Raw genomic sequence first — 22703 nt, forward strand, 5'->3', positions numbered from 1 at the left:
GATACTGGGTTACTGTTTGATGGCTACTACTTGGGTGCTGCCGTCGCGGAATTGAAAGGTGACCCTGCCGTCGACATCGACGGTGCCTTTGTCGAGCAAAGCTACGCAGAGGTATGGGCTGAAGACCAATTGTTCAAGTTCAAGGTTGGCGGTCTCTTGCCTGTAGTAGTGGTAGGTGGCCAGCCGGTTGTGCTTGTTGTGGATTTCGTCGACCACGGCAGCGTGCTCAGCTAACAGCGCCTGGTGCTGTTCTTGGCTAGCGTTGAACGCCTTCTCGTAAACCTGTTGGTCTTGCGCGACGCGTGCGTTGTGGGCGATTAGTGATTCGAGCTTTTTCGCTACCTGGTCGATCTGGGCGATCAGTCCGGCTGCTTCGACTTCGAGGTCGCTGGTGTCGAGCGCGTCGAGTACGGCGTGGTTGACGGTGTCATCGGCAGGTGAGCCGAAGCGGAGGCGGATAGCCTCGAGGAACATGTACTTGAGTCGTTCATCGTTGATGTGCCCAGTAGTGCACATGGTGTCGCCTTTGTATTTGTGGCCGCAGCGCCAGATGACCTTTTCGTATTTGCTGCCTGCGTGCCAGGTTTTCGAGCCGAAGAAGTGCCCGCACTGGCCGCAGACAAGGGTGGATGAGAAAGGTCGGGTGCGGTGTTGGGCTCGCTGATTCGCGGTGCCTTTGGCGAGTTCTGCTTGGACGAAGTCCCACACTGCGGGGCTGATGATGGCCTCGTGGTTTCCGGTGACGTAGTACTGGGGTACTTCGCCCTCGTTGATGACTTGCTTCTTAGTGAGGACGTCTGCGGTGTAGCTCTTTTGCAGGAGTGCGTGTCCTTTGTATTTCTCGTTGGTGAGAATGGAGCGCACGGACTGGTAATGCCAGGTTTTATTCCCTGCTGCCGTGTAGGTTGCTGGCTCGTCTGTCAGGGTGTGCGCGATATGCCTGATGGAGTGGCCTTCCAGGTACATGCCGTAGATCCGGCGCACAGTTTTGGCTTGCTCGGGGTTGATGACGAGGCTGCCGTCTTCACCTTTGTCGTATCCGAGGAACCGAGAGTATGGGACGGTGACCTTGCCGTCGGCGAAGCGTTTGCGGTGCCCCCAGGTGACGTTTTCGGAGATGGAGCGGGCTTCTTCTTGCGCCAGCGAGCTCATGATGGTGATGAGGAGCTCGCCCTTTGCGTCGAAGGTCCAGATGCCTTCTTTTTCGAAGAAGACCTCCACGCCTTTGTCTTTGAGCGCTCGAACGGTGGTGAGCGAGTCGACGGTGTTGCGGGCGAAACGGGACACGCTCTTGGTGATGATCAGGTCGATCTTGCCGTCGAGCGCGTCGGTCACCATCTGCTGGAACCCAGCGCGGTGTTTGGTTGAGGTGCCGGTGATGCCTTCATCGGTATAGACCTTGACGAACTGCCAGCCTGCGTGGTCGCTGATGTAGCGGGTGTAGTAGTCGACTTGGGCTTCGTAGGACGTGACCTGATCGTCGTGGTCGGTGGACACGCGGGCATACCCGGCGACCCTGCGCAGGGTTGTCTGTCCAAGTGGAGCACCCGTGTGGAGAGCTCGGGTGGCGGGGATTGCTGTGACGGTGCGGGCCATTTAGCGTTCGCCTCGCTCGGCGCGCAGGCGCTCAGCCTCTGCCTTGGCCACGGCCCGGTACTTCGCCAATGCTTCTGGCGGTGTTGGTGCTTGCCGTGGGTTGTCCAACCCGAGCCTTTTGGCTTCGGCCCAGCGGGCACGCACGAGATCACCCCAGGCGGCTTTTCTTGCTGGGGTCCACGAGCTCTTCTTCAGGTTTGGTCGCCACGTGTGCGAGCTGCTGGTGCCATCGGTGTACTGAAACGTGTATTGGTCTTTTCCCTGCACATCGATGTGGTCGATACGCTCGTTGAACACATCCTCGTCGAAGGCATCGATACCCAGGACTTGAGCGATGAAGCCTTTGAGTGCCGTGTCAGAGATCTCGCAGGTGCCGCATCCGGTTTTCCGGCCTTTCTTCCGTTCGGTGCAGATCCAGTGCTCGGTGGAGATCGAGTTTTGGGTTTTCGGATTGCGTACGTTGCGCACGAACGAGCAGTTGCAGGACACGCATTTGATCTTCGACGTCAACGCCACAGTTTCTATGGACCAGTTCGCCCGGGCCCCGAGTTCGCGTCGGCGTGCAATCTCGGTTTGAACCGCGACGAAGGTGTCGCGGTCGATGATGGCGGGGATCGCGTTTTCCACCAGGTATTGCGGCAACTGGCCGGTGTTGCGCACTGCTCGTCCAGGCTTACCCTCCGGAGTGGACCATCGCCCTAACAGGAGGTCGCCGGTGTAGTGCGGGTTCTTCAGGATGTGACGGACCCATTCGCCGGGCAACTTGTTGTCAGCCAGGTGTGGAACCCTGCCGTCGGCGATGAGCTGCGCGGCCATCTTTTCGCACGAGATCTTCTTCATGTACTGGTCGAATATCCAGCACACCACGGCTGCTTCTTCTTCGATGATCTGGACGTCGGTGCCGTCAGCGGAGTCGGTGTAACCGTACAGGTGGAAGCCGTTCGCTTTTCCTTCTTCGAAGCCTTTCCAAATGCGCCACTTCACGTTTTGGCTGATTTGCTCTGATTCTGCCTGCGCGAAAGAGGCCAGCAGGGTGAGCATGAGTTCTCCGTCAGCGCTGGTTGAGGAGATGTTCTCTTTATCGAATCGCACCTCCACCTCGAGGTCTTTGAGCTCGCGAACGGTTTCGAGCAGGTCGACGGTGTTGCGAGCGAAGCGCGAGATCGACTTGGTGAGAATCAGGTCGATCGCTCCTTTCCGGGCAAGGGCCAGCATTTCTTGGAACTGGGGTCGATGCGTGGGCTGCGTCTCTGCGTAGGCTCAACGTCTAGCTCAAGGGAATTGACCTCAGTCGGGAGTTAGGTTAGGCTAACCTAAGTGAAAGGAGGTTTGCTGTGACAGACCGATCCGGTACAGTTCGACGCTCAGCTCGCGGAGGATTAACCGACTCAATTCTAGGTACCCGAAATCTCATGATGGTGGCCTCCCTGTCGGTGGTCGGCCTCATCATCCTCATCCCACTGAGCTACATCGCGCCGGCGGGTGCGGCTTCGCAGAGCGCAGTCTGGCTCGGGGTGTCCCTTCTCGGACTTTGGGTCATTCCCTACCTCCTTCCTCTGGCCGTTGTGCGAAGGCCGGGCGCTTCGCTGCTGGCCGCGCTGATCATCGGAGTTGTGAGCGTATTTACTACTCCCACTGGGCCTGCCGCGATTGTCGGTAACGTCATTGGCGGGCTCCTGGTTGAGTTTCCCATGGCGTTGATGCTGTACCGGAAGTGGACGTGGTGGGCGTATCTGATCTCCGCCGCATTCTTCGGGGCATTTAACAGCCTGTTGTACCTCACGCTGCTCAAGCACGCGGTGGGAATCTCGGTATCGGGACTGATCGTGCTGGTGGGAGTCACGTCGTCCGTCATTGGCGGTTTGGCCGTCGTCGGACTAACCCGTTTGCTCAACAATGCAGGCGTAGGCGTAGACCATCGTGAGTGAAAGGCTGGCCTCCACTTTGAGCAGCGAGCAACGGTCTGTGAGCGAGTCCGCGCGGGCGCTCCTGGCGGTTGAGGATCTTTCCGTTCACTACTTGGGTCAGGACCGGTGGGTGCTGCAACGTCCAACCCTGGTCCACCTGAGCGGTCAGGTAACGGCCGTCATTGGGCCCTCTGGATGCGGTAAAACTACCTTCGTCCGAGCCGTGTGCGGCCTTGTGCCCCACTGTCTGCCGTCCGAATACTCCGGCAGCGTTCAAATTGCCGGCGCCGAAATCGCCGACGCCACGGTCCAGTTGATCGCTACCAATGTCGCCTACGTGGGACAAAATCCGGATGCCGCAGTCATTACCCGTACGGTGTATGACGATGTCGCGTTTGCGCTGCAGAACCTCTGCCTGCCTGTTCCTGAGATTGATCGACGGGTACGCGAGGCATTGGCTGCGGTTGGTCTGGAGACCAAGCTGTGGGAGAGCCCATGGAGATTATCGGGCGGCCAACGCCAGCGCCTAGCGATCGCGGTAGCACTGGCTATGCAGCCCCGCTTATTAGTCCTCGATGAGCCAACATCGACTATTGACACGCAAGGCACGGACGAGTTTTACAGCGTCATCCAACAGCTGGTTAGCGATGGCGTGGGCATCGTGGTGATCGACCATGACCTCGACCCGGTCCTACCCCTGTGCGATCACGTCATAGCGCTCAACGCGCAGGGCGCGGTGATCGCGCAGGGAACTCCACATGAGGTTTTTCTCAGCCATACCGCGGAACTTGAGGCGTGCGGAGTGTGGCTGCCCCGTGCGTTACGCGACGAATCCCCGCACCACGCCTTGACCTGCGAGCAGGCGGGCATTCGAGTTCCCCGCATCACGGATATCTGTGGTGATTCGGTGCAATATCAGCGGCGCACCGAAGCAGGATGGGAAACCATCGATGCGATTGACACGCTCGACGGTGGAGGCAGCGCCACGGTAGAGCTGGCAGATTTCTGTGTTCCCGGACGTTCCCCAGCTATCTCTATGCGGCTACGGGGTGGCGAGTTTATCGCGCTTATAGGGCCGAATGGCGCAGGCAAAACATCCCTGCTCGCGGCGCTGGCGGGTCTCATACCATCAAAGGCACAACGCGCTACGGTCTGCGGAGAGGTTGTGCGGCGAGGGCGGCACCAGGTCGGCTACGTGTTTCAAAACCCGGAACATCAGATGGTTTGTTCCACCGTGGCTGGCGAAATCTCCACGGGGGATGTTTCCGCGTCTAAAGCCGAGGCTATTGTGGAGCAATTCCATCTCTCCCAGTATCGAGACCAACACCCGTTGACTCTCTCAGGCGGCCAGATTCGTAGACTATCGGTGGCTACGATGGTCGCCGAGAGCCGCGATGTGATTGTCCTTGACGAGCCCACGTACGGCCAGGACTGGGCGAATACCTGCGAACTCATGGCCTTCATCGACGAACTGCGCGCTGAGGGCAGAACCGTCATCATGGCCACCCACGACCTAGAACTTGCCCTATCACGCTGCAGCCACATCATCGCGCTACCTGCTGCCGTTAGCGAAACTCGTGAAAACGCCGCATCCGCAGCACCAGCGAACCCGCCTTCGCCGTCCGTGCCCCGTGGACTCTTCTCATCGTTCAATCCTGTGACGTTGCTATTGGCGCTAATCCCGGCGATGGTCATGGTGTTCGTATGCAAGGACCCGGCCGTCAATGTTGGAGTGCTCATCGCAGCGAGCCTGGCCATGGTAGCCGCGAGAGCGAGTCGCGCTCGAACGGTCATGTCACTGCTAGCACCCTGGGTCATCGCAGCTGTGCTACTGCCGGTGTTCCGCTACAACTACACCATTGAAGAGGTCAGCCCACTCTACAATCACGGTGGCGAGCTTGCGGCAGCGAGCGGTATCGGGGCACTGTTGTCCCTCATGCTGCTTTCAGGCATCAGCACTCATCCGGAAGCGCTGCTTCGCACGTTGACGACGACGTTCAAGCTTCCCTATCGGGTCACTGCGGCGGGAGCTGCGGCTGTCGCCTTCGTCACTCGTTTCCGGCAAGATTTCCAGCTGTTGCGCACAGCGCGGGCATTGCGGGGTATTGGGGCATCATGGGGGCCGTTAGCGCCCGCAATTCGATGGGTGGGTTCCCTCGTGCCGCTGGCGATCCTCGCCGTCCAGCACGGCGAACGGGTTGCCCTGTCGATGGATTCACGTGGCTTTGGCGCCTATCCGCGGCGCACGGAACTCCAACACACACCGTGGCAGGTGCGAGATTGGTGCCTGGTGGGCCTCCTTTGGGCCGTTACTGCGTTGCTGTGGTGGTGGCGCCAATGAACGTTTCGAAAGACTCGACTCGACAGGAGCCTGATGTGAGTATTTCCGTCGCCGCACTAATCCGCCCGGCCAAGGGCGCGATGGTCCTTTCCGCAGTCCTCACAGCCTTCGGCGCTATCGTCACGCTGGTGCCGTTCGTCGCCTTACACAACATGGCCGCGATCTGGCTTGACGGGCAGGTGCGCACCGGCTGGACCGGAAAGCCGTGGGTTTGGGCCGTGATAGCGGTGCTTTCGCTGTTCGTGGGCCAATTGCTCTACCTGTTTGGATTGGGTGTCACCCACGAGGCAGAAGCCAAGCTCCGACATCGGTTGCGCGGCAATGTGGTCCAAGCGCTGGGCAGTTTGCCCTTGGGTAGGGTCTCGCAGGTGCCGCACGGGGCCATCCGCAAGATGGTGTGTGACGATACCGCAGCTATCCATACTCTCGTTGCGCATGTTCCCGGTGATGTCACCAACGCCGTGGTCTCGATGGTCGTAGGCCTCGGGTATCTCGTGTGGGTCGATTGGCGACTGGCGCTCGCGCTCTTTGGAACGTGGGCCGTAGCGATCATGATCATCGTCAGCACGACCATGCGCGGCTATAGCGATATCACCGAGCGATTCGGACATGCCCAGACCGCACTGGCCGCAGCCACCGTCGAAATGCTTGAGGGCATTAAGGAGATCAAGAATTTCCAGGCCACCGATGCGACCCGAACGCGCTTTAACGCCGCCCGCCAGCAATTTTCTGCCATCTCCTTCGACTGGGTTCGTCGCTCCGGCAGAGCGATTAGTCTGCTCGGTTCGCTACTGCGTCCAGCCACGGTCTTCGTCACGGTCGCGTTACTGGCGGCGCTATTCGTCGCGCAGGATTGGAGCACGCTGTCGGCGACGCTGCCATTCTTCCTGATCGCTCCCGGCATCCCGGAGGGGTTCACGGTGCTAGTCGGTCTGATGCAGCATATCTATGAGTCGCAGCTGGCGGCTCGCACCACGGCAGAGCTGCTTTCCGAGAAACCCATGCCCGAAGGCAGCCGCACCCAAGAAGAGGGCCCAAACCCCGGCCAAGTTGAGGTCTGTGAGGTTTCCTTCTCCTACGAGCCTGACGTGCCCGTTGTGCACGGTGTCTCCTTTACGGCTGAGCCCGGAACGGTCACGGCTCTGGTGGGCCCGTCGGGCGGAGGGAAGTCCACACTGGCCCGGCTGATTGCGCGCTTTTACGACGTCAATGATGGCGTGGTACGCATCAGCGGTGTGGATGTACGCGAGGCGAGTTTTTCGTGGCTACTTTCCCGCGTCGCGATCGTCCTACAGGACGTAACGTTGTCGAACGATTCGGTCCATACCAATATCGCGCTGTCGAAACCGTCGGCAACGCGCGCCGAGGTCGAGGCAGCAGCCCGTGCGGCATGCATCCACGATCGCATTATGCGTCTGCCCGAGGGGTATGACACCGTGCTTGGCGAGGTTGGTGGCTTCCTCTCGGGCGGTGAGCGGCAACGCATCACCCTGGCGCGAGCATACTTGCAGGATGCGCCGATCTTGATTCTCGACGAGGCCACCGCGCAAGCAGACCCCCAGTCGGAGCGTGCGATCCACGAAGCGCTCAGCACCTTGGCATCCGGGCGCACGGTGATCATCATCGCGCATCGACTCGCCACCATCCGAGACGCCGACCAGATCCTCGTGATTGAGGACGGCCACATCACTCAGCGTGGTAGGCACGAGGACTTGGTCGACCAAGCGGGGACCTATAGCGAGATGTGGCGGGCCCAAGAACTCCATTACATGGCCTAAGGAGAGACACGCTCATGTGGAAACTAATGATCAGGGTCGTCAACAGGGCCGAGTTGCGTACGTTGGTGGGCTGGTTCGCCTTCTCCGCTGTCCTACAAGGCATCACACTGGCGTTGATGATCCCCTTCCTTCGGGCATTATTCTCCCGCTCTGAAACCCTTGGCACCTGGCTCGTCGTCGTTGCCATCCTCGGCGCGATCACGGTGACGGTCGACACCTTCGCGATGTACCGCTCCTATCGGATCAGCGTCTATGAAGTATGCGATACCTTAATTGATCGCGTAGCAGATCATGTCTTGCAGCTGCCGCTTGGGTGGTTTAATGCCAAACGCGAAGCGGACGTGGCTAATGCGACATCCAAGGAGATCAACACCCTGTCGCATCTGGCATCAATGGTGATCCCGAACCTGTGCAACGCCTTCATCGTGCCGTTGGTGATGCTCGTTGCTACCGCATTCATTGAGTGGCCGTTAGCTGTGGTCATGGCAGTGTCGATCTTGCCGTTTATTCTCACGTGGCGGAAAATGTCGGCGGCAACAACCAGAGCCAATGACATGGAAGACCGTACCTCGGCCGCCGCAGCCGGCCGGTTGATTGAGTTCGCCAGGCTACAACCGGTGCTTCGAGCCACGGGTGCCGCGACGTCGTGGGACCCCGTACAAGAGACTCTGCAAGCCGACTCTGAGGCGACGTTGGCCGGGCTTCGGATCAAGGGCCGACCTGCCCAAGGATTCAACCTCATCGCTAACGTGACTTTCGCGGTGGTGCTCGCCTTGGGGCTGTCGTTCGTGACCGGAGCGCGTCTGGACCCGATTGCGTATCTGGTGATCGCGGCGGTCAGTGCGCGCATGCTGCTGCCGCTCACAAAAGCCGCGCTCTACGCATCTGAGGTCGATAACGCCGCAGTGGCGTTGCGCCAGATGGGAATAATCCTTGATGCCGCGCCACTTGCCGAACCTGATTCCGAGCAGGCACGGGAACCGCGTGGGACGTCGATTGAATTCCGAGGAGTGTCGTTTTCCTACGAGTCAGGCCGGCCTGTCCTAGACGATGTCTCGCTCACCGCCCCGCGGGGAGCAGTCACCGCACTAGTGGGGCCGTCAGGGGCCGGGAAGTCGACGATCTTGCGTCTCACCGCAAGGTTTTGGGATGTCGACGCCGGTAGCGTGACCATCGGCGGGGTGGACGTGCGCGAGATTCCAACCACGCGGATCATGGAGCTGACCTCGATGGTGTTCCAGGACACCTACCTGTTTGACACCACGATCCGGGAGAATCTGCGGATTGCCCGTCCCAATGCGACGGACGCCGAGTTGGAAGAGGCAGCTCGCAAGGCGAGACTTGATCGGGTGATTGAGGCGCTGCCTCACGGTTGGGATACCGAAGTGGGGCCTGCCGGGCAGAGCCTGTCTGGAGGTGAGCGCCAACGAGTGGCAATCGCTCGGGCATTCATCAAGGATGCTCCGATACTGCTGCTCGACGAGATTACCTCGGCGCTGGACGGCGAGAATGAATCGGCGATTAGCGACGTCATCAGTCAACTATCTGAGGGCCGCACTGTGATCGTGGTAGCGCACAGACTATCCACCATAGATAGCGCCGATCAGGTGGTCTTCCTCGAACCCTTAGCGGACGGTGCTATCGTCGCCGAAACCGGCACGCCTAAGGAATTGTCTAGTCGGCCCGGACGGTTCCACGATTTCGTGGCTGCCGCCGATGCGTCGTCTCGTTGGCAGCTGAGACACACCTCAGATTAGCGGACGCGGTCCCGGTGCCAGGCGCCAAGCCCTAAACCCACAGCTCAAATCGGAGTACCTCGACACGTTTGGCACACGTGGTGCTGTCGCGAACATGGCGCTAGTGGGATCATGTGCGAACAGCATCTCGCTGATGAGCGAGGGCGCTACTAATCACCAAGGGAGTTGAGTCCCTCATAGTGGTGTAGCGGGGTGGTCGTGCTGGACAGCAGGGCGGTCACCGCGTGATCCTCGAGTTTCGTCCCCTACAACTCACTCGCGAAAGGCCACACGATGACCGCTACCCATATTGTCGACCCTGCCGGGCTGCTTGGCGAACTGCTTGCCGAGGCGTCACCTGTTGCAGACTGTGATCAACGAGTTGCTGTCTGCGGATGCTGATGCGGTTGCAGGTGCCGAGTACGGCCGCCCAGATCCTGACCGACGGGCCCAGCGCAACGGCTACCGCCACCGGCCTCTCGATACCCGTGTTGGGACCTTGGACATCGCGGTCCCGAAACTACGCCAGGGCACCTATTTCCCTGAGTGGCTGCTGGAGCGTCGCAAGCGCGCCGAGTCCGCATTGATCACTGTTGTTGCCGACTGCTATCTCGCTGGAGTCAGTACTCGCCGGATGGACAAGTTGGTCAAGACGTTGGGAATCGACCGGCTGTCGAAGTCCCAGGTCTCTCGCATGGCCGCCGAGTTGGACGAGCACGTCGCCGAGTTTCGACACCGCCCACTAGGCGATGCTGGGCCGTTCACGTTCGTGACCGCCGACGCGTTGACGATGAAAGTTCGCGAGGGATGTCGTGTGGTCAACGCGGTCGTCATGCTCGCGACCGGGGTCAACGCCGACGGGCATCGCGAAGTCTTAGGGATGCGGGTCGCCACGAGCGAGACCGGCCCGGCCTGGAACGAGTTTTTCGCCGATCCGGTCGCCCGAGGACTGTCCGGGGTCCGGCTGGTCACCTCCGACGCCCACCGAGGCATCGTGGAAGCGATCGCGGCGAACCTGCCCGGTGCCGTCTGGCAGCGTTGCCGCACTCACTACGCCGCGAACCTGATGAGCATCACTCCCAAGAGCTTGTGGCCGGCGGTCAAGGTCATGCTCCACTCCGTCTATGACCAGCCTGACGCCGATGCTGTTCACGCCCAGTTCGACCGGCTACTGGACTACACCGCCGAGAAACTCCCCGACGTCGCAGACCACCTCGATGCCGCCCGCGCTGACATTCTCGCGTTCACCAGCTTCCCGACCGAGGTCTGGCAGCAGATCTGGTCGAACAACCCCACCGAACGGCTGAACCGCGAGATCCGGCGCCGCACCGATGCGGTTGGGATCTTCCCAAACCGGGAAGCGATTGTCCGGCTCGTCGGCGCCGTCCTGGCCGAGCAAACCGATGAATGGGCAGAAGGCCGCCGCTACCTCGGCCTGGAAGTCCTCGCCAAGAGCCGCCTCAACCTGATCACCACACCCACAACCACGACCGATGCCGACATGCCCGCACTCGCAGGCTAAAACCCCAAACGAGAGGAAAACGCCGTTACACCACTACAAGGGACTTGACCCCCAACTTGTTAAAAGCTTTGTAGTTGACTAGGAGTGCAGATGGTCGTCGGCCCACCTGCAAGAACGAATAGCAAGCGGTATCGTCTACAGGTAGAGGTGCTACCCGCATCATTTGTCGAGACCCCGCGTCTATTCTTGCGCGCGAGATCCCGACTGGTTCACCCCCTCTACGGACGCCAGCCGGGTAGTGACGTGCCAGATACTCAGCGGTACAGCAGGCTAATCTCCAAACGTCCGCGGCAGCCGGAATTCCCAGTTCATAGCCGGTAATGACGCTATCCGATAGCGCCACTCCGCACTGGGGTCTTGTATCCATCGTGACCGGTTGTGCGATCCGGCGTGTGGCTGCGGCAACTTCCTTATCATCGCCTACCGCGAGCTTCGCGCCCTCGAGCTGAAGATCCACGAGCGGCTCCAGGAATTGAACAGTGGCGGCGTTCAGCTGGACCTCATGGCGGAAGATCTTGTGCACGTGCGCCTTCGCCAGTTCCACGGCATCGAGATCGAGGAGTGGCCCGCGACAATTGCCCGCACCGCGATGTTCCTCGTGGAGCATCAGGCAAACCAGGCCATGAACCTCACTCTCGGCTATTCGAAGCCGATGCTTCCCCTCCAGGATTCCGCCCAGATCACCGTGGGCAACGCATTGCGCCTCGATTGGCGCGAGCTCGTGCCGGCGGGCCCGAACACGTTCATCATGGGCAATCCGCCGTTCATTGGGCAGTACACGAAGGCAGCGGATCAAACGGAGGATATGAAGCTCGTGTGGGGCGAGCTTTACGACGGTTACCTCGAGTACGTGACCGCTTGGTTCAAAAGTCGAGCGATTTCTTCCGTTCCGTCACTGGCGGCCGCTTCGCGTTCGTGTCCACAAACTCCATTGCGCAGGGCCAGCCCGTTCCCGCGCTGTTTGGCCCGCTTTTCGACGTGGGCTGGCGTATCCGTTTCGCCCACCAAACCTTCGCGTGGCAGAGCGAAGTACCCGGAAGTGCCGCCGTTCACTGTGTCATTACCGGCTACGACAAGCACGAACGCAGCGCCCCGCAGCTGTTCACCTACAACAATGTCAAAGGCGAGCCGCCCCAGGTTCCCGCAAAGCAGATCAATGCCTACCTCGTGGATGGGCCGAACGTACTTGTACAGAAGCGATCAAAGGCGTTGAGCCCTCAGCTTCCGAAAGTTGCTTTCGGCTCTAAACCAGCTGACGGAGGCAACCTCATTGTCGAAGCCGATGAATATTCCGAAGTTGCCGCGGACCCCACCGCCGCGAAATATCTACGGGAGTTTCGTCAAGGTCGCGAAGTCGTTCGAGGCCTTGATCGTTGGTGCCTGTGGATGGCGGATGAAGACTTCGAGCCCAGCGACATCCAACGTGCACCGGTACTGAAAGAAAGAGTAGAAGCCTGCCGTCGGTGGCGCTCGTCGCAAACGACGGGCAGCGATGCCTATAAGCTCCGAGACACGCCCCACTTGTTTAGGGGAAATGCGAACCGTCCGCTAGTGCCTTACGTAGGGATCCCCGCTGTGGTTTCGGAAGCAAGAAACTTGTACACTGTGCAACATCTCCCGGAGACAGTTATAACCGGAAACCAACTTTTTACTGCCGAGGACCCTGACGGTTTCCTTTTCGGCGTGATTTCGTCGTCGATGTTCATCACATGGCAGCGCGCGGTGGATGGCCAGCTTAAATCAGACTTACGCTTCTCGAACACGCTCGTGTGGAACAACCTCCCGCTCCCCGCCGTCGAACCGGAACTGCGCGAAAAGATCATCGAGGCGGGCAAGGGCGTGATCGCGGCGCGCGAGCTGCATCCCGAGCGTTCTCTCGCCGAGCACTACAACCCCCTCGCGATGAGCCCCGCGCTTCTCAAGGCGCACGCTGCGCTCGATCGCGTCGTCGACAAAGCGTTCGGCGCGAAGAAACCGCTCCACTCGAACGAGGAGCGCCTCACCCTGCTCTTTGAGCGCTACGCAGAGATGACCGCCGCTGAAAACGAAGGCCCGCGGCGGTAGTGCTTTTGCGGGCGTCAAAGCGCGACTTTGGCGGTCGCGGCGGCTTCTGCCGATCGACCCTGCATGGCTAACATCGCCTAAAGGTGATATTATCGATCTGTGGCGATGTATATGGGTGAAGAAACCTCCCTCGAAGAACGTGAGAACTGGGTGACTCTCTTTAAGAGCCTCGCCGATGGTCATCGGCTTCAAATCATCCAGCATTTGCTGTTAGGCGAACACCGCGTGACGGACCTCGTCGAGCACGTGGGTCTTGCGCAATCGACAGTGTCAACGCACGTGGCCTCGCTACGAAAAAGTGGGCTCCTCGCAAGCCACACGCATGGCCGCGCGACGTACTACACCTTGGCGTATCCCGAGGAAACGAAGACGCTTCTCACGGCGGCAAAGGCCTTCTTCGACGGCACCGAAAAACTGAGGCAAACCTCGCAGCCGGAGAGCACGAGCCATGACTAAACCATCCGTGTCGCGCAGGCGCAAGCACTCTCACGAGGCACACGACCACAGCATCTCTGCCGACGCCGACCGCACGACTCTGTGGGTGGCCTTGATTGTGCTGAGCGTCTTTATGGTCGCCGAAGTCATCGTCAGCCTTCTGACTGGCTCCCTCGCACTGCTGTCGGATGCCGGGCACATGCTGTCCGACGTCGGAGCGATCGGGCTAGCGCTATGGACCATTCGCCTCGCCGCTCGGCCTGCCCAAGGGGCGTGGACCTGGGGCCTCAAACGCGTGGAAACCATCTCCGCCGCGGTCAACGGCATTACGCTCCTGATCGTGGCTGGAGTCATCGCTGTGGAGGCAGTCCGGCGTCTGTTCGAACCACCCGAGGTCGACGGTGGCCCCGTGCTCATCGTTGCCCTGGTCGGGGTGGTCGTGAACATCGTCGTCGCGTGGTTGGTTGCTCGCGCCAATCGCTCAAGCCTCAATATCGAAGGTGCCTACCAACACATTCTTACCGACCTCTACGGCTTCCTCGGAACCATTGTTGCCGCGCTCATCATCATGGTGACCGGGTGGACTTTTGCCGATGTCATTGCGTCCCTTCTGGTGTGTGCCCTCATGGTGCACGCAGCGTGGAATCTCTTGCGCGCCGTCGGCCGAATTCTGCTCGAAGCAGCCCCGGAAGGAATTGACCTCGAGGAAGTCATCACCCACTTTCTTGAACTTCCCCACGTGCAGCGCGTGCATGACCTGCATGTGTGGAGCGTCGCGAGCGACCTGCCGGCACTATCAGCCCACATTGTTGTCGACGACGAGTGCTTTACCGACGGACATATTCCCGAATTACTCGGCCAAGTGCAGCACTGCGTCGCGGGACATTTCGACGTTGAACACTCCACCTTCCAGTTCGAGCCGCCTCATCACGGGTCAAAAGAACTCTCCGTTCACCCTTGAGCGGGCAAGGAGCACTGATCCGGCACGCTCCCGAGCAACGGAAGGGGTGCCTGCAAGCAAAGTTCCTCCTTGGCGAATGAGATGAGCGTGAACTTGAGTGCCTGGGCTCTATAGATAATCGCGAAAGTCCGCCAGTTCCTGGCCGACGCGAGAGATGTACGTCGGCAGCGTCATGCCTGTCATTGACGAGTAGTGAGTGATCCGAGCGACCTGAGTGCCATTGCCGCAAGTTTCGCGGAGTTTGTCGAGTGACGCCGGAGCATAGAGGGCCTTGTAGACCTGAGCGCCGAGCCCAACGATGAGCGGGTTCCGGCTACCTAGAGTTTGGAGTTCCTCGCAAAGCCCGTCGACCTGCTCGCGCACGAAGCGTGGATCCCGTAGAAGCGTGTTGATGGGCATCGACTTGCTGCTTCGGAACGGCGCGAGCGTACCGTTTCGCATTTTCACGAGATCGGTAATGTACGCGCCCTCGAGTCCATTGCCTTTGCATGCCTCACGTAGACGCCTATCGCTTGTGCGACCACACTCTTCATGAAAACTGGCGAAGCTTAAGCGATCAGTGACGGCGGTGATGCCCGCCGCTCTCTCGGCAAAGTTGAGGGCGACGAGTACAAGATCTGTGCGTAGCGAAGGGAGCTCGGTATCCAACTGTTGCTGGCTCCGCACTTCTCCAAACGTGCGAACTACAGAATCGAGCTTCAATTGTGGAGCGCGGATGGAGTCGGGGCTCCACGGAGATTCATTCCACACGGTCCAACTCCCGCAGAGACCGTAGCGCGTGCGCATTAAGTCGAAGATTTGGTAATCCACTGACGAATCCCTCGAGATTAGTTCTTCAGTTAGTTGGCTCTGAGGGTAGCGTTGGAGAGGACTGGTTTTGAAATCGTTAGGACGTCCACCATGGCTACCGACAATACCCCCACAATCGATGAGTTTCGGCCGGTGGTGTTAGCCGTTCTTGCTGACGGCAAAGTTCGTGGTTTTCGAGAACTATGTGAACTTGTCGCTGATGCCGCTGGGCTTACAGCCGAAACACGAGGCGAGCGGCTTGATTCCGGTCAGATGCGCTATCGACACCGAATCGGGTGGGCATGCTCAACCATGACTAAAGCTCGATTGCTTGATCGCCCTAAGCAGGCGATGTATCAAATCACGCCCGACGGTCTGACGGTTGCGCGTCGCAATCTTCCTATTTATACCGGCAAGGATCTCGCGGAATGGGAGGCATGGCGCGAATACCAAAGCGAGGTCGCGGCCCGTCGATCGGCCGATGACGCCCCCGCCGGTGCGGTTCCGGAGATCGAACAAGATGCCGATCCGGTCGAGGCCATCGCTGCGCGGTCGCGGGACTTTAACGCTCAGGTGGAAACCGATCTGCGCAAGCGTCTTCAGGAAAACTCCCCTGAGTTCTTCGAAAAAGCCGTCATCGACTTGTTGTGGGCAATGGGCTACGGCGGAGATTACGGCGAGAAGCAGCATGTGGGTCGATCGGGTGACGGTGGGATTGATGGCATCATCCACCAGGACGCGCTCGGCCTTACGAACGTGTATATCCAGGCGAAACGCTATGCCGACACCAACAGGGTGGGAGAACCCGAGATCCGTAACTTCATCGGCTCTCTCGATGCGCAGGGCGCAAATCTCGGGGTCTTCATCACGACCTCATCCTTTCTGGACAGGGCCAAAGGAACGGCCGCAGGCTACCGCCACGGGCGGATCGTGCTGATCGACGGCATCCGACTCACGAAACTGATGCTGACCTACGGCGTTGGCGTGGAAAAGGCCCACGAGTTCACGCTCTTCTCCGTCGACGAGGACTACTTCGAAGAGGACATGCAGTAAGAAATGGCCTGCAGCGTGCCACACGCCGCGGGCCATTGCGAACTCACGTTCCTACTTGTTGAACGTAATTTGAGTGAACTTCTCCGTCTGCTCGCGGATGCCCGTTTCGGTTGGAAAGCGCTCGATAGAGGAAGCACCGTAGAATCCGACGATGCCCTCCGTGTTGTCGAGGATGTACTGGGCGTCCTCGGGATTCGCGATGGGGCCACCGTGGCACAGGCACAGGATGTCCGGGTTGACGCTGCGAGCAGCATCGGCAAGTTCCTGAACCTTTGTCGCTGCCTCTTCGAGGCTAAGCGCGGTCTGTGCCCCGATCGTGCCCGAGGTCGTGAGGCCCATATGCGGTACGAGAATATCGGCGCCGGCAGCGGCCATCTCTTTCGCCTGCTCGGTATCGAAGACGTACGGCGAGGTGAGAAGATCAAGCTCATTCGCCATGCGAATCATGTCGATCTCGGGGCCAAAGCCCATACCGGTTTCCTCAAGATTCGCGCGGAAAACACCGTCGATGAGGCCAACCGTCGGAAAATTCTGTACGCCCGCGAAACCGATCTCTTTGACCTGCTTCAAGAAATGCGGCATCACGCGGAACGGATCCGTGCCGTTCACGCCAGCGAGCACAGGGGTGTGCTTCACAACAGGAAGCACCTCGTTTGCCATCTCCATGACGATGCCGTTCGCGTCGCCATAGGCGAGAAGGCCCGAAAGGGAACCGCGGCCCGCCATGCGGAAACGGCCGGAATTGTAAATGACGAGAAGATCAATCCCGCCGGCTTCCGCCGACTTCGCTGAAATGCCGGTACCGGCACCGCCGCCGATAATCGGCTTGCTGCTCGCGACCTTTGCGCGCAGCGCTTCAAGGATTTCTTTGCGGGACATGTCAGTTCTCCTTCTTTCCCGATTGGTTGCGGATAAGTTCGTGGAGGCGCTCGGCCATCGCGCGGCCGAAGCCCTCGTCATTGATCGCACAGTCTTGCTCGTGAACGGCAACGGTGCTGCCTTCGAGGCTCTGCTTCACGGCGTCAAAAAGTGCGGTATCTGCTTCGGGGTCATGGAATGGGCCGCCCTCAACGTCGATGCCACTCAAGCCTTTTGTGGGAATGAAAAGCTCGGTGGGCCCCTTCGCGGCGGCAAGCTTCGTGCCGATGCGGCGACCCAGTTCGTGTGTCTCGGTGGGGGAGGTGCGCATGAGGGTGACCGTCGGGTTGTGCACGAGGAATGTGCGGCCCTCAAACTCGCTCGGGACCGACTCTTGTGGACCGAAGTTCACCATGTCGAGGGCGCCAAGGCTGACCACTTGCGGCGTTCCCGTACGCCCTGCCATCTCGAGCCGGTCGGGTCCGGCACTGAGCACTCCACCCACAAGATCGTCGGCGAGTTCCGTTGTCGTCAGATCGCACACGCCAACAATCAATCCCGACTCAATGAGCTTTTCCATTGCCCGACCGCCTGTGCCGGTCGCGTGAAACACGAGCACTTCGTAGCCGAGATCCGCGAGAGTCTTGCGAGCCTCATCTGCTGCGGGTGTGGTGAGCCCGAACATCGTGAGCCCCACGAGAGGGCGGTGCTCAACGGGGGCTCTCTTCGTGCGGGCTTCGAATTCCTTCGCCATTCCCGCGATTGCTGCGGCCGCATTGCCGAGTACCATCGCAGAAATCGAGTTGATGCCGGCAACATCCACGACCGAATACATAAGTGTCGTGTCCGTTTCGCCGACATACGGAGAAACATCCCCCGAGGCCATCGTCGAGACCAGCAGCTTCGGGAAACCAACCGGGACCGCCTGCATCGCCGGTGCCGCGACTGACGAACCACTTGAGCCACCGACCGCAAGTAGACCGTGAATGCGGCCCTCATCCGCGAGCTTCTGCACGATCGTGGCAGCACCGCGACCCATGACCGCCATCATTTCTCCGCGGTCGCGGCGCTCCCTAAGTTTCGCGGCATCCTCGCCGGCAGCGTCGATGACCTCATCGGAAGAGACATCCGCGAAATCGGCCGTGGAAAACGAGCCGACGTCGACGGCGAGCACGTTGACCCCCATTTCTGTGAGACGCGCTTTCAGCCAGGCATAATCTTCGGCTTTCGTATCGAGCGTTCCTACCAAAGCAATGGTTGTCATCAGGCACTCCTTCGTCATCGACTCTTTCCACCGTAGATTCTGCGAATGGACGCTGGCTAGGAAGTTTCCTCCGCATCTGGCCCCGACGGTTTGACGGCTCGCCAAGGCAGTCGTGCACGTGCGCGGCCTCGAGCACTCAGGTTTGTTATCTGTTCGTGATGTTAACTGGGTCCCGCAAGGGGAGCTCGAACAGCTTGTAGACCACGAACTCGACGATTCGGGAGAGCTACATGTTTTACGACATCGACGACAAGGCCGTGCGCGGCACGATTTCGAATACCAGGGGAACCGTCCCCGCGATCGAATCATCCAACAGAGATCTCAAGAACGGCGCGTCGGACTTGGGGGGATCGCTGCTGCACAGCAAACAAACGTCGGCTGCGCTCGCGGGGGACGTTGCGTCAGCTTTCGAATCAGCGGGTCAGGCGCTCGTGGAGATGGTGAACAACAACATCGATTCCACGGACGATGCAGTGCAGAAGTACACCCAGGGCGATCAGCTCATGTGCACGGCGGCTAATGCTGGTAACCAGCAGGCCCATGTGAGCGATATGCCCGGCATGCAGTGAAAATGATCGACGAGTGAGGAACTGCAATGACTTTTGACGTACCAGAAATCGAAGACCCGTCGATCGTGACCGGTGGTGCCTCGGAGATCCGCACCGCTGGCGAGAATGTCCAACAGAAGATGAGGGACACCTCGAATGCATGGCAGCCCATCAGCGGGCAGTACCACGCTCCTGAGGAGGGTCAGGTGCACCGCGCCATGAGGACCCCCGAAGAAATGGCTGACGAAATTATGAAGTCGGCCGGCAAGGTTGCCGACGGTTTGGATGCCTATGCGGACAAACTGGGGCCGCTCAGGACGCGAAAGACTGACCTCGAAGAAGAGATCAAGAAGTACGAAGCGGCGAAGGCGCTAGCGGACCCCACTGACGCTGCTGCTCAGGCCTCCCTTGCCGCGTGGGAGCTGAGATTGCAGAATAAGTGCACCAAGCTGCGGATTGACCGTGATGCGGCGGATTCGTCGTGCGCGAGCTCGATCAGAAACACGACCGAGAGCGCCGGCGCCGTGATCGGGAAAAAGCTCCTGGGGGCTATCACCCGCGGAAACAATATTGAAGGTGCCATGGGGGCGCTGCTCCAGTTCGGCAAGCTCGGTACAGACTTCGTCAAGTACTACAGCACGTACTTTTTCTATTCGAACGGCAGCATCAAGATTCGGCAGGGGTGGGCACCTAAGCTTCTGCAAAATATCGCTAAAAAGGGCGAGTTCGGCAAGGGGCTTGTCAAGGGCCTGACCGGCTGGGACGCGGATGCCGTTACCAATGGTGGTCAGTTCCTCGCGAAGAACTCGCCGATGAACCCCCTGGCCAAGCCCAATTCGTTCGGTGGCGCGCTCCAGGCGGTCATTGGCCGCAGCATGCTCAAGCTTGAAGGCAAGCATTCGCGAGTGCCGCACGCTCACAGCCAGGGGCTGACGAAAGCCAAGTGGGGCAAGGTCGCTACGGGCGCGAAATGGGTATCCCGGGCAGGCACAGGAATCTCGGCTGCGACTACCGCGGTGGACTCGTGGCAAACCGACTCAAAGGTTCACCCGAACATGGGCAACGTGGAAAAGGGCGCGCGCGCAGGCGTGTCTGCTGCCGGCGCTACGGCAGGCGGCTGGGCCGGCGGCAAGGCCGGTGCGGCCATGGGCGCTGCGATCGGCTCCTTCGGCGGCCCGGTTGGTACCGTGGTGGGCGGTGTTGCCGGCGGCATCATCGGCGGCGTCGCTGGCGGAGCCGCAGGTGGTTGGCTTGCGAACAAGGTGAAGGATCCCATTGGCAATCTCTTCGACTGACGCGCAAAAAACGCCGAGCTACGGCGGTTTCTATTGATCGCGTACGTCGAAAACGAGGATGTGAGGAGAGGCAATGCCCGATTCGGGTAAGTCAGTACCCGCAGAGATGACGACCTATACGCACCCGGACATGGTCGTCGATGTGTTCGCACCTCGCGGGTGGGAAGAAGACACGTCGGGAGCTGACCGAGGCATCTTCATTTACCTTTCGGATGAAATCTGGAACGAGCAGTTCCGCCCGAACATCGTGCTCATCCAGAGGAAGGCCGAGGCGGGCATCGAGACCCTGGAAGGGCTCGCGGCGATCCAGGACGAGGTCGAGGATTCCTACGCGGATACGCTCGACGAATACCGGATCATGCATCTTGATGCGGACACCGTCGGCGTTCAGGGCGTGCCGGGGCTGCAACGCATTGCGTCGTACACCAACCAGGACGGCATCCCGCTGGTGATGTTCCAGTGGACTGCGGTGCACAACGGCGTCCACATTGACCTCACCATCACGTACCCCACCGAGCTGCTGGGCGAGAGAGCGCAGCTGATCTTGAACATGGGGCACAGCCTGCTGTGGAAGGAGTCGGCACAGTGACTGAGCAGATCAACACGGGCAGCGACGGCACCGCGGTGGAACTCGGCTTCGAGAGCTTCATGATGCTGCTCGAAAAGGGAATCCCGAACGAGGGTTTTCGAGTCGTTGATGTGAACGACCAGGTCGTGGCAAGTGATGGTCGCGTTGCCGACGGCACCGAGGGCATCTGGCGCACCCTCAAGGACTATCGCTACCAGCTCACGATCACGTCGGTTGCCGGCAACGGAGCGGAAGACAACCGCTTCCTGTGGCTCGGGCCGGACGGCTGCGTGAGCGCCCAGACCGTTCTTACGAGCGAGGTCTCTGCTCCGCCGAGTTTCGTGCTCAAGTCGCATCAGCTCTCGAGCAGGTATGCCGTGCTGTTTGATCTCTCGGATCTCACGCCCATCGCCGACAAAGACTTCACGTCTAATGACTCAGTGAAGATCGACGCGGAAACGTGGGAGAACCTCGTTCTCGAGCCCGGGGAGGAAGACAAGCTCCATAAGGCTCAGCAGGATGTCGCCGCGGCCGTGCGCGAGGTTTCACCCGGCGTGGCCGGCGACGTGACCCAGGGCCTCTACGAGCAGGTCGTTGTGGCCTCCGAGAAGCACACCGAGAACGGCCCGAAGCCGATCGCGACCGCGTGGGTGTCGACCCCGCACGGCTACCTGTCCTTCTATTCCGAGCCGCGCAAGATCTTCGGTAGCTCCCACTACCTTCAGCCAACCGATGCGTGGGTGCTGTACATGATGGCCGCCCATCAGCTTCCCTCCCAGCAGCAGATCTCCGCGTGGTAAGAGGTGCCGTCGCTCGGCGGTGGCGAGAGAGGAGGATGGACGCATGAAGATTCTTCTGTGGGTCCTCATCTTCGTTGTCACCACGGCGATCTTTGCGTTCTACATGTTCCACGTTCGGTATCAGGAGAACGCCGAGTGGTACGACGACTACCGCGAGATTCCGAACCTGTGGATCCTGCCCTATTGCACGCCGGTTTTTAGCGTCGGGGCGCTGCTCATCCTCCACGAGGAGCTGGGGTTTCCTGGCGGCGCGTTCGTGGCTGAGCCGCTGCGGATCCTCGGGATCATCACCGTGGTCATGATCCCCATCGGCATTCTCGGCGGGATTGGGGTGCCGCTTCCCTGGCCGTTCGCGCCGCGCTGGGTTGTCGAGCGCCGCAAGAAGGATCGCGCCGCACGAAAGCGCACCACCTCCGACGCCTAAACCGAAAGACCAGAGCAGCAGCGCCTATATTCCCCGCGCCGCCATCACCTCGCGCACGGGACTCATGCGCTCCTCGTGCTCGCGAGCGCTATACGCGCCGAGCTTCAGATCATCCGTGAGGCGACCATCCACGAGGATCACGAGGCGGCTCGCACGCGCGGCAACCTGCGGATCGTGCGTCACGAGAATGAGCGTTGTGCCGGCGTCATTGAGGCGCGAAAGCACATCGAGAATCTGCTGACTCATCGCCTGATTGAGCGCGCCCGTGGGCTCATCGCCAAACACTACGCTCGCGCCGTTAACGAGTGCGCGGCAAATCCCCGCCCGCTGCAATTGCCCACCGGATGCCTGCCCGGGCAGGTGATCGGCGATCGACGCGATCCCGATGTCGGTCATGAGTTCCTCGGCACGCGCCACGATTTCACTGCGCGGACGCTCACCCGCGAGGAGTCCGGGCAACACGATGTTGTCGCGCAGATCAAGGCTCTGCAGAAGGTGCGGTTCTTGAAAAACGAAGCCGATATGACGCAAGCGAACGTCGGCAAGCTCCCGCTCCCCAAGCCCCGTGAGTTCCCGCCCGCCGAGCGTGACCGTGCCGGCCGTGGGCCGATCCATTCCCGAAAGCATGTGGAGAAGAGTCGTTTTCCCCGAGCCCGAAGGTCCCATGATCACCACGAACTCCCCGGCTGCAACCTCGAGGTCGATGCCGTGTAGCACGCGTTGGCTGTAATCCTTGATGATTCCTGACGCGCTCAGCATGAGAT

At 60.1% G+C, this 22703-nt stretch carries 19 protein-coding genes and 3 pseudogenes; 15 read left to right on the top strand and 7 right to left on the bottom strand.

What is annotated here, in order from left to right:
* Nucleotides 1-9: 9 nt before the first annotated feature.
* The 3 genes and pseudogenes from HMPREF1484_RS03095 to HMPREF1484_RS11875 all read right to left on the bottom strand — a co-directional run.
* A complete protein-coding gene (locus HMPREF1484_RS03095; protein ID WP_016663567.1) occupies nt 10-1596 on the bottom strand; it encodes a recombinase family protein in 1587 nt (528 codons plus the stop codon).
* Nucleotides 1597-2580 (bottom strand): recombinase family protein, encoded by a 984-nt coding sequence (locus tag HMPREF1484_RS03100; protein ID WP_255348416.1) that lies wholly within the window; start codon nt 2578-2580, stop codon nt 1597-1599.
* Nucleotides 2554-2823: pseudogene (locus HMPREF1484_RS11875) on the bottom strand (recombinase family protein); the annotation flags it as partial. The gene HMPREF1484_RS03100 and the pseudogene HMPREF1484_RS11875, both read right to left, overlap by 27 nt.
* A gap of 185 nt (nt 2824-3008) precedes the next feature.
* Between HMPREF1484_RS11875 and HMPREF1484_RS03105 the strand changes: the two are divergent.
* The 9 genes and pseudogenes from HMPREF1484_RS03105 to HMPREF1484_RS03140 all read left to right on the top strand — a co-directional run bounded on the left by HMPREF1484_RS03105 (nt 3009) and on the right by HMPREF1484_RS03140 (nt 14340).
* Nucleotides 3009-3524, top strand: a complete 516-nt coding sequence (locus HMPREF1484_RS03105; RefSeq protein ID WP_223845782.1) for an ECF transporter S component — start codon at nt 3009-3011, stop codon at nt 3522-3524.
* Nucleotides 3525-3561: 37 nt separating this feature from the next.
* Nucleotides 3562-5844 (top strand): ATP-binding cassette domain-containing protein, encoded by a 2283-nt coding sequence (locus HMPREF1484_RS03110; protein ID WP_016663569.1) that lies wholly within the window; start codon nt 3562-3564, stop codon nt 5842-5844.
* 35 nt (nt 5845-5879) lie between these two features.
* On the top strand, nt 5880-7622 hold the full coding sequence (locus HMPREF1484_RS03115) for an ABC transporter ATP-binding protein (RefSeq protein WP_016663570.1): 1743 nt from the start codon (nt 5880-5882) through the stop codon (nt 7620-7622).
* Between the two features lie 14 nt (nt 7623-7636).
* Nucleotides 7637-9379, top strand: coding sequence for an ABC transporter ATP-binding protein (locus HMPREF1484_RS03120; protein WP_016663571.1), 1743 nt, complete (start codon nt 7637-7639; stop codon nt 9377-9379).
* A 273-nt stretch (nt 9380-9652) separates the two neighbouring features.
* Nucleotides 9653-10880: pseudogene (locus HMPREF1484_RS03125) on the top strand (IS256 family transposase).
* A gap of 376 nt (nt 10881-11256) precedes the next feature.
* A pseudogene (locus tag HMPREF1484_RS11965) lies at nt 11257-12614 on the top strand (DNA methyltransferase); the annotation flags it as partial.
* A 105-nt stretch (nt 12615-12719) separates the two neighbouring features.
* A complete protein-coding gene (locus tag HMPREF1484_RS11970; protein ID WP_311201302.1) occupies nt 12720-12944 on the top strand; it encodes a type IIL restriction-modification enzyme MmeI in 225 nt (74 codons plus the stop codon).
* Between the two features lie 105 nt (nt 12945-13049).
* Nucleotides 13050-13400, top strand: coding sequence for a metalloregulator ArsR/SmtB family transcription factor (locus HMPREF1484_RS03135; RefSeq protein WP_016663575.1), 351 nt, complete (start codon nt 13050-13052; stop codon nt 13398-13400).
* Nucleotides 13393-14340, top strand: coding sequence for a cation diffusion facilitator family transporter (locus tag HMPREF1484_RS03140; RefSeq protein ID WP_016663576.1), 948 nt, complete (start codon nt 13393-13395; stop codon nt 14338-14340). Before HMPREF1484_RS03135 ends, HMPREF1484_RS03140 begins: the two co-directional genes overlap by 8 nt.
* 108 nt (nt 14341-14448) lie before the next feature.
* Here the strand turns inward: HMPREF1484_RS03140 and HMPREF1484_RS03145 are convergent, their stop codons facing one another.
* A complete protein-coding gene (locus HMPREF1484_RS03145; protein WP_147594883.1) occupies nt 14449-15006 on the bottom strand; it encodes a hypothetical protein in 558 nt (185 codons plus the stop codon).
* 234 nt (nt 15007-15240) lie between these two features.
* Here HMPREF1484_RS03145 and HMPREF1484_RS03150 point away from each other — a divergent pair, with 234 nt between their 5' ends.
* Nucleotides 15241-16182: a restriction endonuclease gene (locus tag HMPREF1484_RS03150; protein ID WP_016663578.1), complete on the top strand. Its 942-nt coding sequence runs from the start codon at nt 15241-15243 to the stop codon at nt 16180-16182.
* Between the two features lie 51 nt (nt 16183-16233).
* Here the strand turns inward: HMPREF1484_RS03150 and HMPREF1484_RS03155 are convergent, their stop codons facing one another.
* Together HMPREF1484_RS03155 and HMPREF1484_RS03160 are read right to left on the bottom strand one after the other, a co-directional pair.
* A complete protein-coding gene (locus HMPREF1484_RS03155) occupies nt 16234-17061 on the bottom strand; it encodes a phosphoenolpyruvate hydrolase family protein (protein ID WP_016663579.1) in 828 nt (275 codons plus the stop codon).
* A gap of 1 nt (nt 17062) precedes the next feature.
* Nucleotides 17063-18304, bottom strand: coding sequence for a Tm-1-like ATP-binding domain-containing protein (locus HMPREF1484_RS03160; protein ID WP_016663580.1), 1242 nt, complete (start codon nt 18302-18304; stop codon nt 17063-17065).
* 230 nt (nt 18305-18534) lie between these two features.
* On the opposite strand from HMPREF1484_RS03160, the gene HMPREF1484_RS03165 reads away from it, so the two are divergent.
* The 5 genes from HMPREF1484_RS03165 (at nt 18535) to HMPREF1484_RS03190 (ending at nt 21939) form a co-directional block, all read left to right on the top strand.
* Nucleotides 18535-18873: a hypothetical protein gene (locus HMPREF1484_RS03165; RefSeq protein ID WP_016663581.1), complete on the top strand. Its 339-nt coding sequence runs from the start codon at nt 18535-18537 to the stop codon at nt 18871-18873.
* A 26-nt stretch (nt 18874-18899) separates the two neighbouring features.
* Nucleotides 18900-20147, top strand: a complete 1248-nt coding sequence (locus HMPREF1484_RS10830; RefSeq protein WP_016663582.1) for a hypothetical protein — start codon at nt 18900-18902, stop codon at nt 20145-20147.
* 73 nt (nt 20148-20220) lie between these two features.
* Nucleotides 20221-20736 (top strand): hypothetical protein, encoded by a 516-nt coding sequence (locus HMPREF1484_RS03180; protein ID WP_016663583.1) that lies wholly within the window; start codon nt 20221-20223, stop codon nt 20734-20736.
* Entirely contained in the window at nt 20733-21515 is a 783-nt protein-coding gene (locus tag HMPREF1484_RS03185) for a hypothetical protein (RefSeq protein WP_016663584.1), read from the top strand. The genes HMPREF1484_RS03180 and HMPREF1484_RS03185 overlap by 4 nt, the downstream gene beginning before the upstream one ends.
* Nucleotides 21516-21558: 43 nt before the next feature.
* Complete coding sequence (locus HMPREF1484_RS03190) at nt 21559-21939, top strand: hypothetical protein (protein ID WP_016663585.1); 381 nt, start codon at nt 21559-21561, stop codon at nt 21937-21939.
* Between the two features lie 24 nt (nt 21940-21963).
* Here the strand turns inward: HMPREF1484_RS03190 and HMPREF1484_RS03195 are convergent, their stop codons facing one another.
* Nucleotides 21964-22698, bottom strand: a complete 735-nt coding sequence (locus HMPREF1484_RS03195; RefSeq protein WP_016663586.1) for an ABC transporter ATP-binding protein — start codon at nt 22696-22698, stop codon at nt 21964-21966.
* Nucleotides 22699-22703 lie beyond the last annotated feature (5 nt).

This window comes from Dermabacter sp. HFH0086, from assembly GCF_000413375.1.
Taxonomy (GTDB): domain Bacteria; phylum Actinomycetota; class Actinomycetes; order Actinomycetales; family Dermabacteraceae; genus Dermabacter; species Dermabacter hominis.

Bases quoted from the DNA above. Each gene is read 5' to 3' on its own strand.
- HMPREF1484_RS03140 (WP_016663576.1), top strand. From the start codon at position 13,393: ATGACTAAACCATCCGTGTCGCGCAGGCGCAAGCACTCTCACGAGGCA.
- HMPREF1484_RS03180 (WP_016663583.1), top strand. From the start codon at position 20,221: ATGCCCGATTCGGGTAAGTCAGTACCCGCAGAGATGACGACCTATACG.
- HMPREF1484_RS03195 (WP_016663586.1), bottom strand. From the start codon at position 22,698: ATGCTGAGCGCGTCAGGAATCATCAAGGATTACAGCCAACGCGTGCTA.
- HMPREF1484_RS10830 (WP_016663582.1), top strand. From the start codon at position 18,900: ATGACTTTTGACGTACCAGAAATCGAAGACCCGTCGATCGTGACCGGT.
- HMPREF1484_RS03190 (WP_016663585.1), top strand. From the start codon at position 21,559: ATGAAGATTCTTCTGTGGGTCCTCATCTTCGTTGTCACCACGGCGATC.
- HMPREF1484_RS03105 (WP_223845782.1), top strand. From the start codon at position 3,009: ATGATGGTGGCCTCCCTGTCGGTGGTCGGCCTCATCATCCTCATCCCA.
- HMPREF1484_RS03095 (WP_016663567.1), bottom strand. From the start codon at position 1,596: ATGGCCCGCACCGTCACAGCAATCCCCGCCACCCGAGCTCTCCACACG.
- HMPREF1484_RS03165 (WP_016663581.1), top strand. From the start codon at position 18,535: ATGTTTTACGACATCGACGACAAGGCCGTGCGCGGCACGATTTCGAAT.
- HMPREF1484_RS03135 (WP_016663575.1), top strand. From the start codon at position 13,050: ATGTATATGGGTGAAGAAACCTCCCTCGAAGAACGTGAGAACTGGGTG.
- HMPREF1484_RS03120 (WP_016663571.1), top strand. From the start codon at position 7,637: ATGTGGAAACTAATGATCAGGGTCGTCAACAGGGCCGAGTTGCGTACG.
- HMPREF1484_RS03160 (WP_016663580.1), bottom strand. From the start codon at position 18,304: ATGACAACCATTGCTTTGGTAGGAACGCTCGATACGAAAGCCGAAGAT.
- HMPREF1484_RS03150 (WP_016663578.1), top strand. From the start codon at position 15,241: ATGGCTACCGACAATACCCCCACAATCGATGAGTTTCGGCCGGTGGTG.
- HMPREF1484_RS03155 (WP_016663579.1), bottom strand. From the start codon at position 17,061: ATGTCCCGCAAAGAAATCCTTGAAGCGCTGCGCGCAAAGGTCGCGAGC.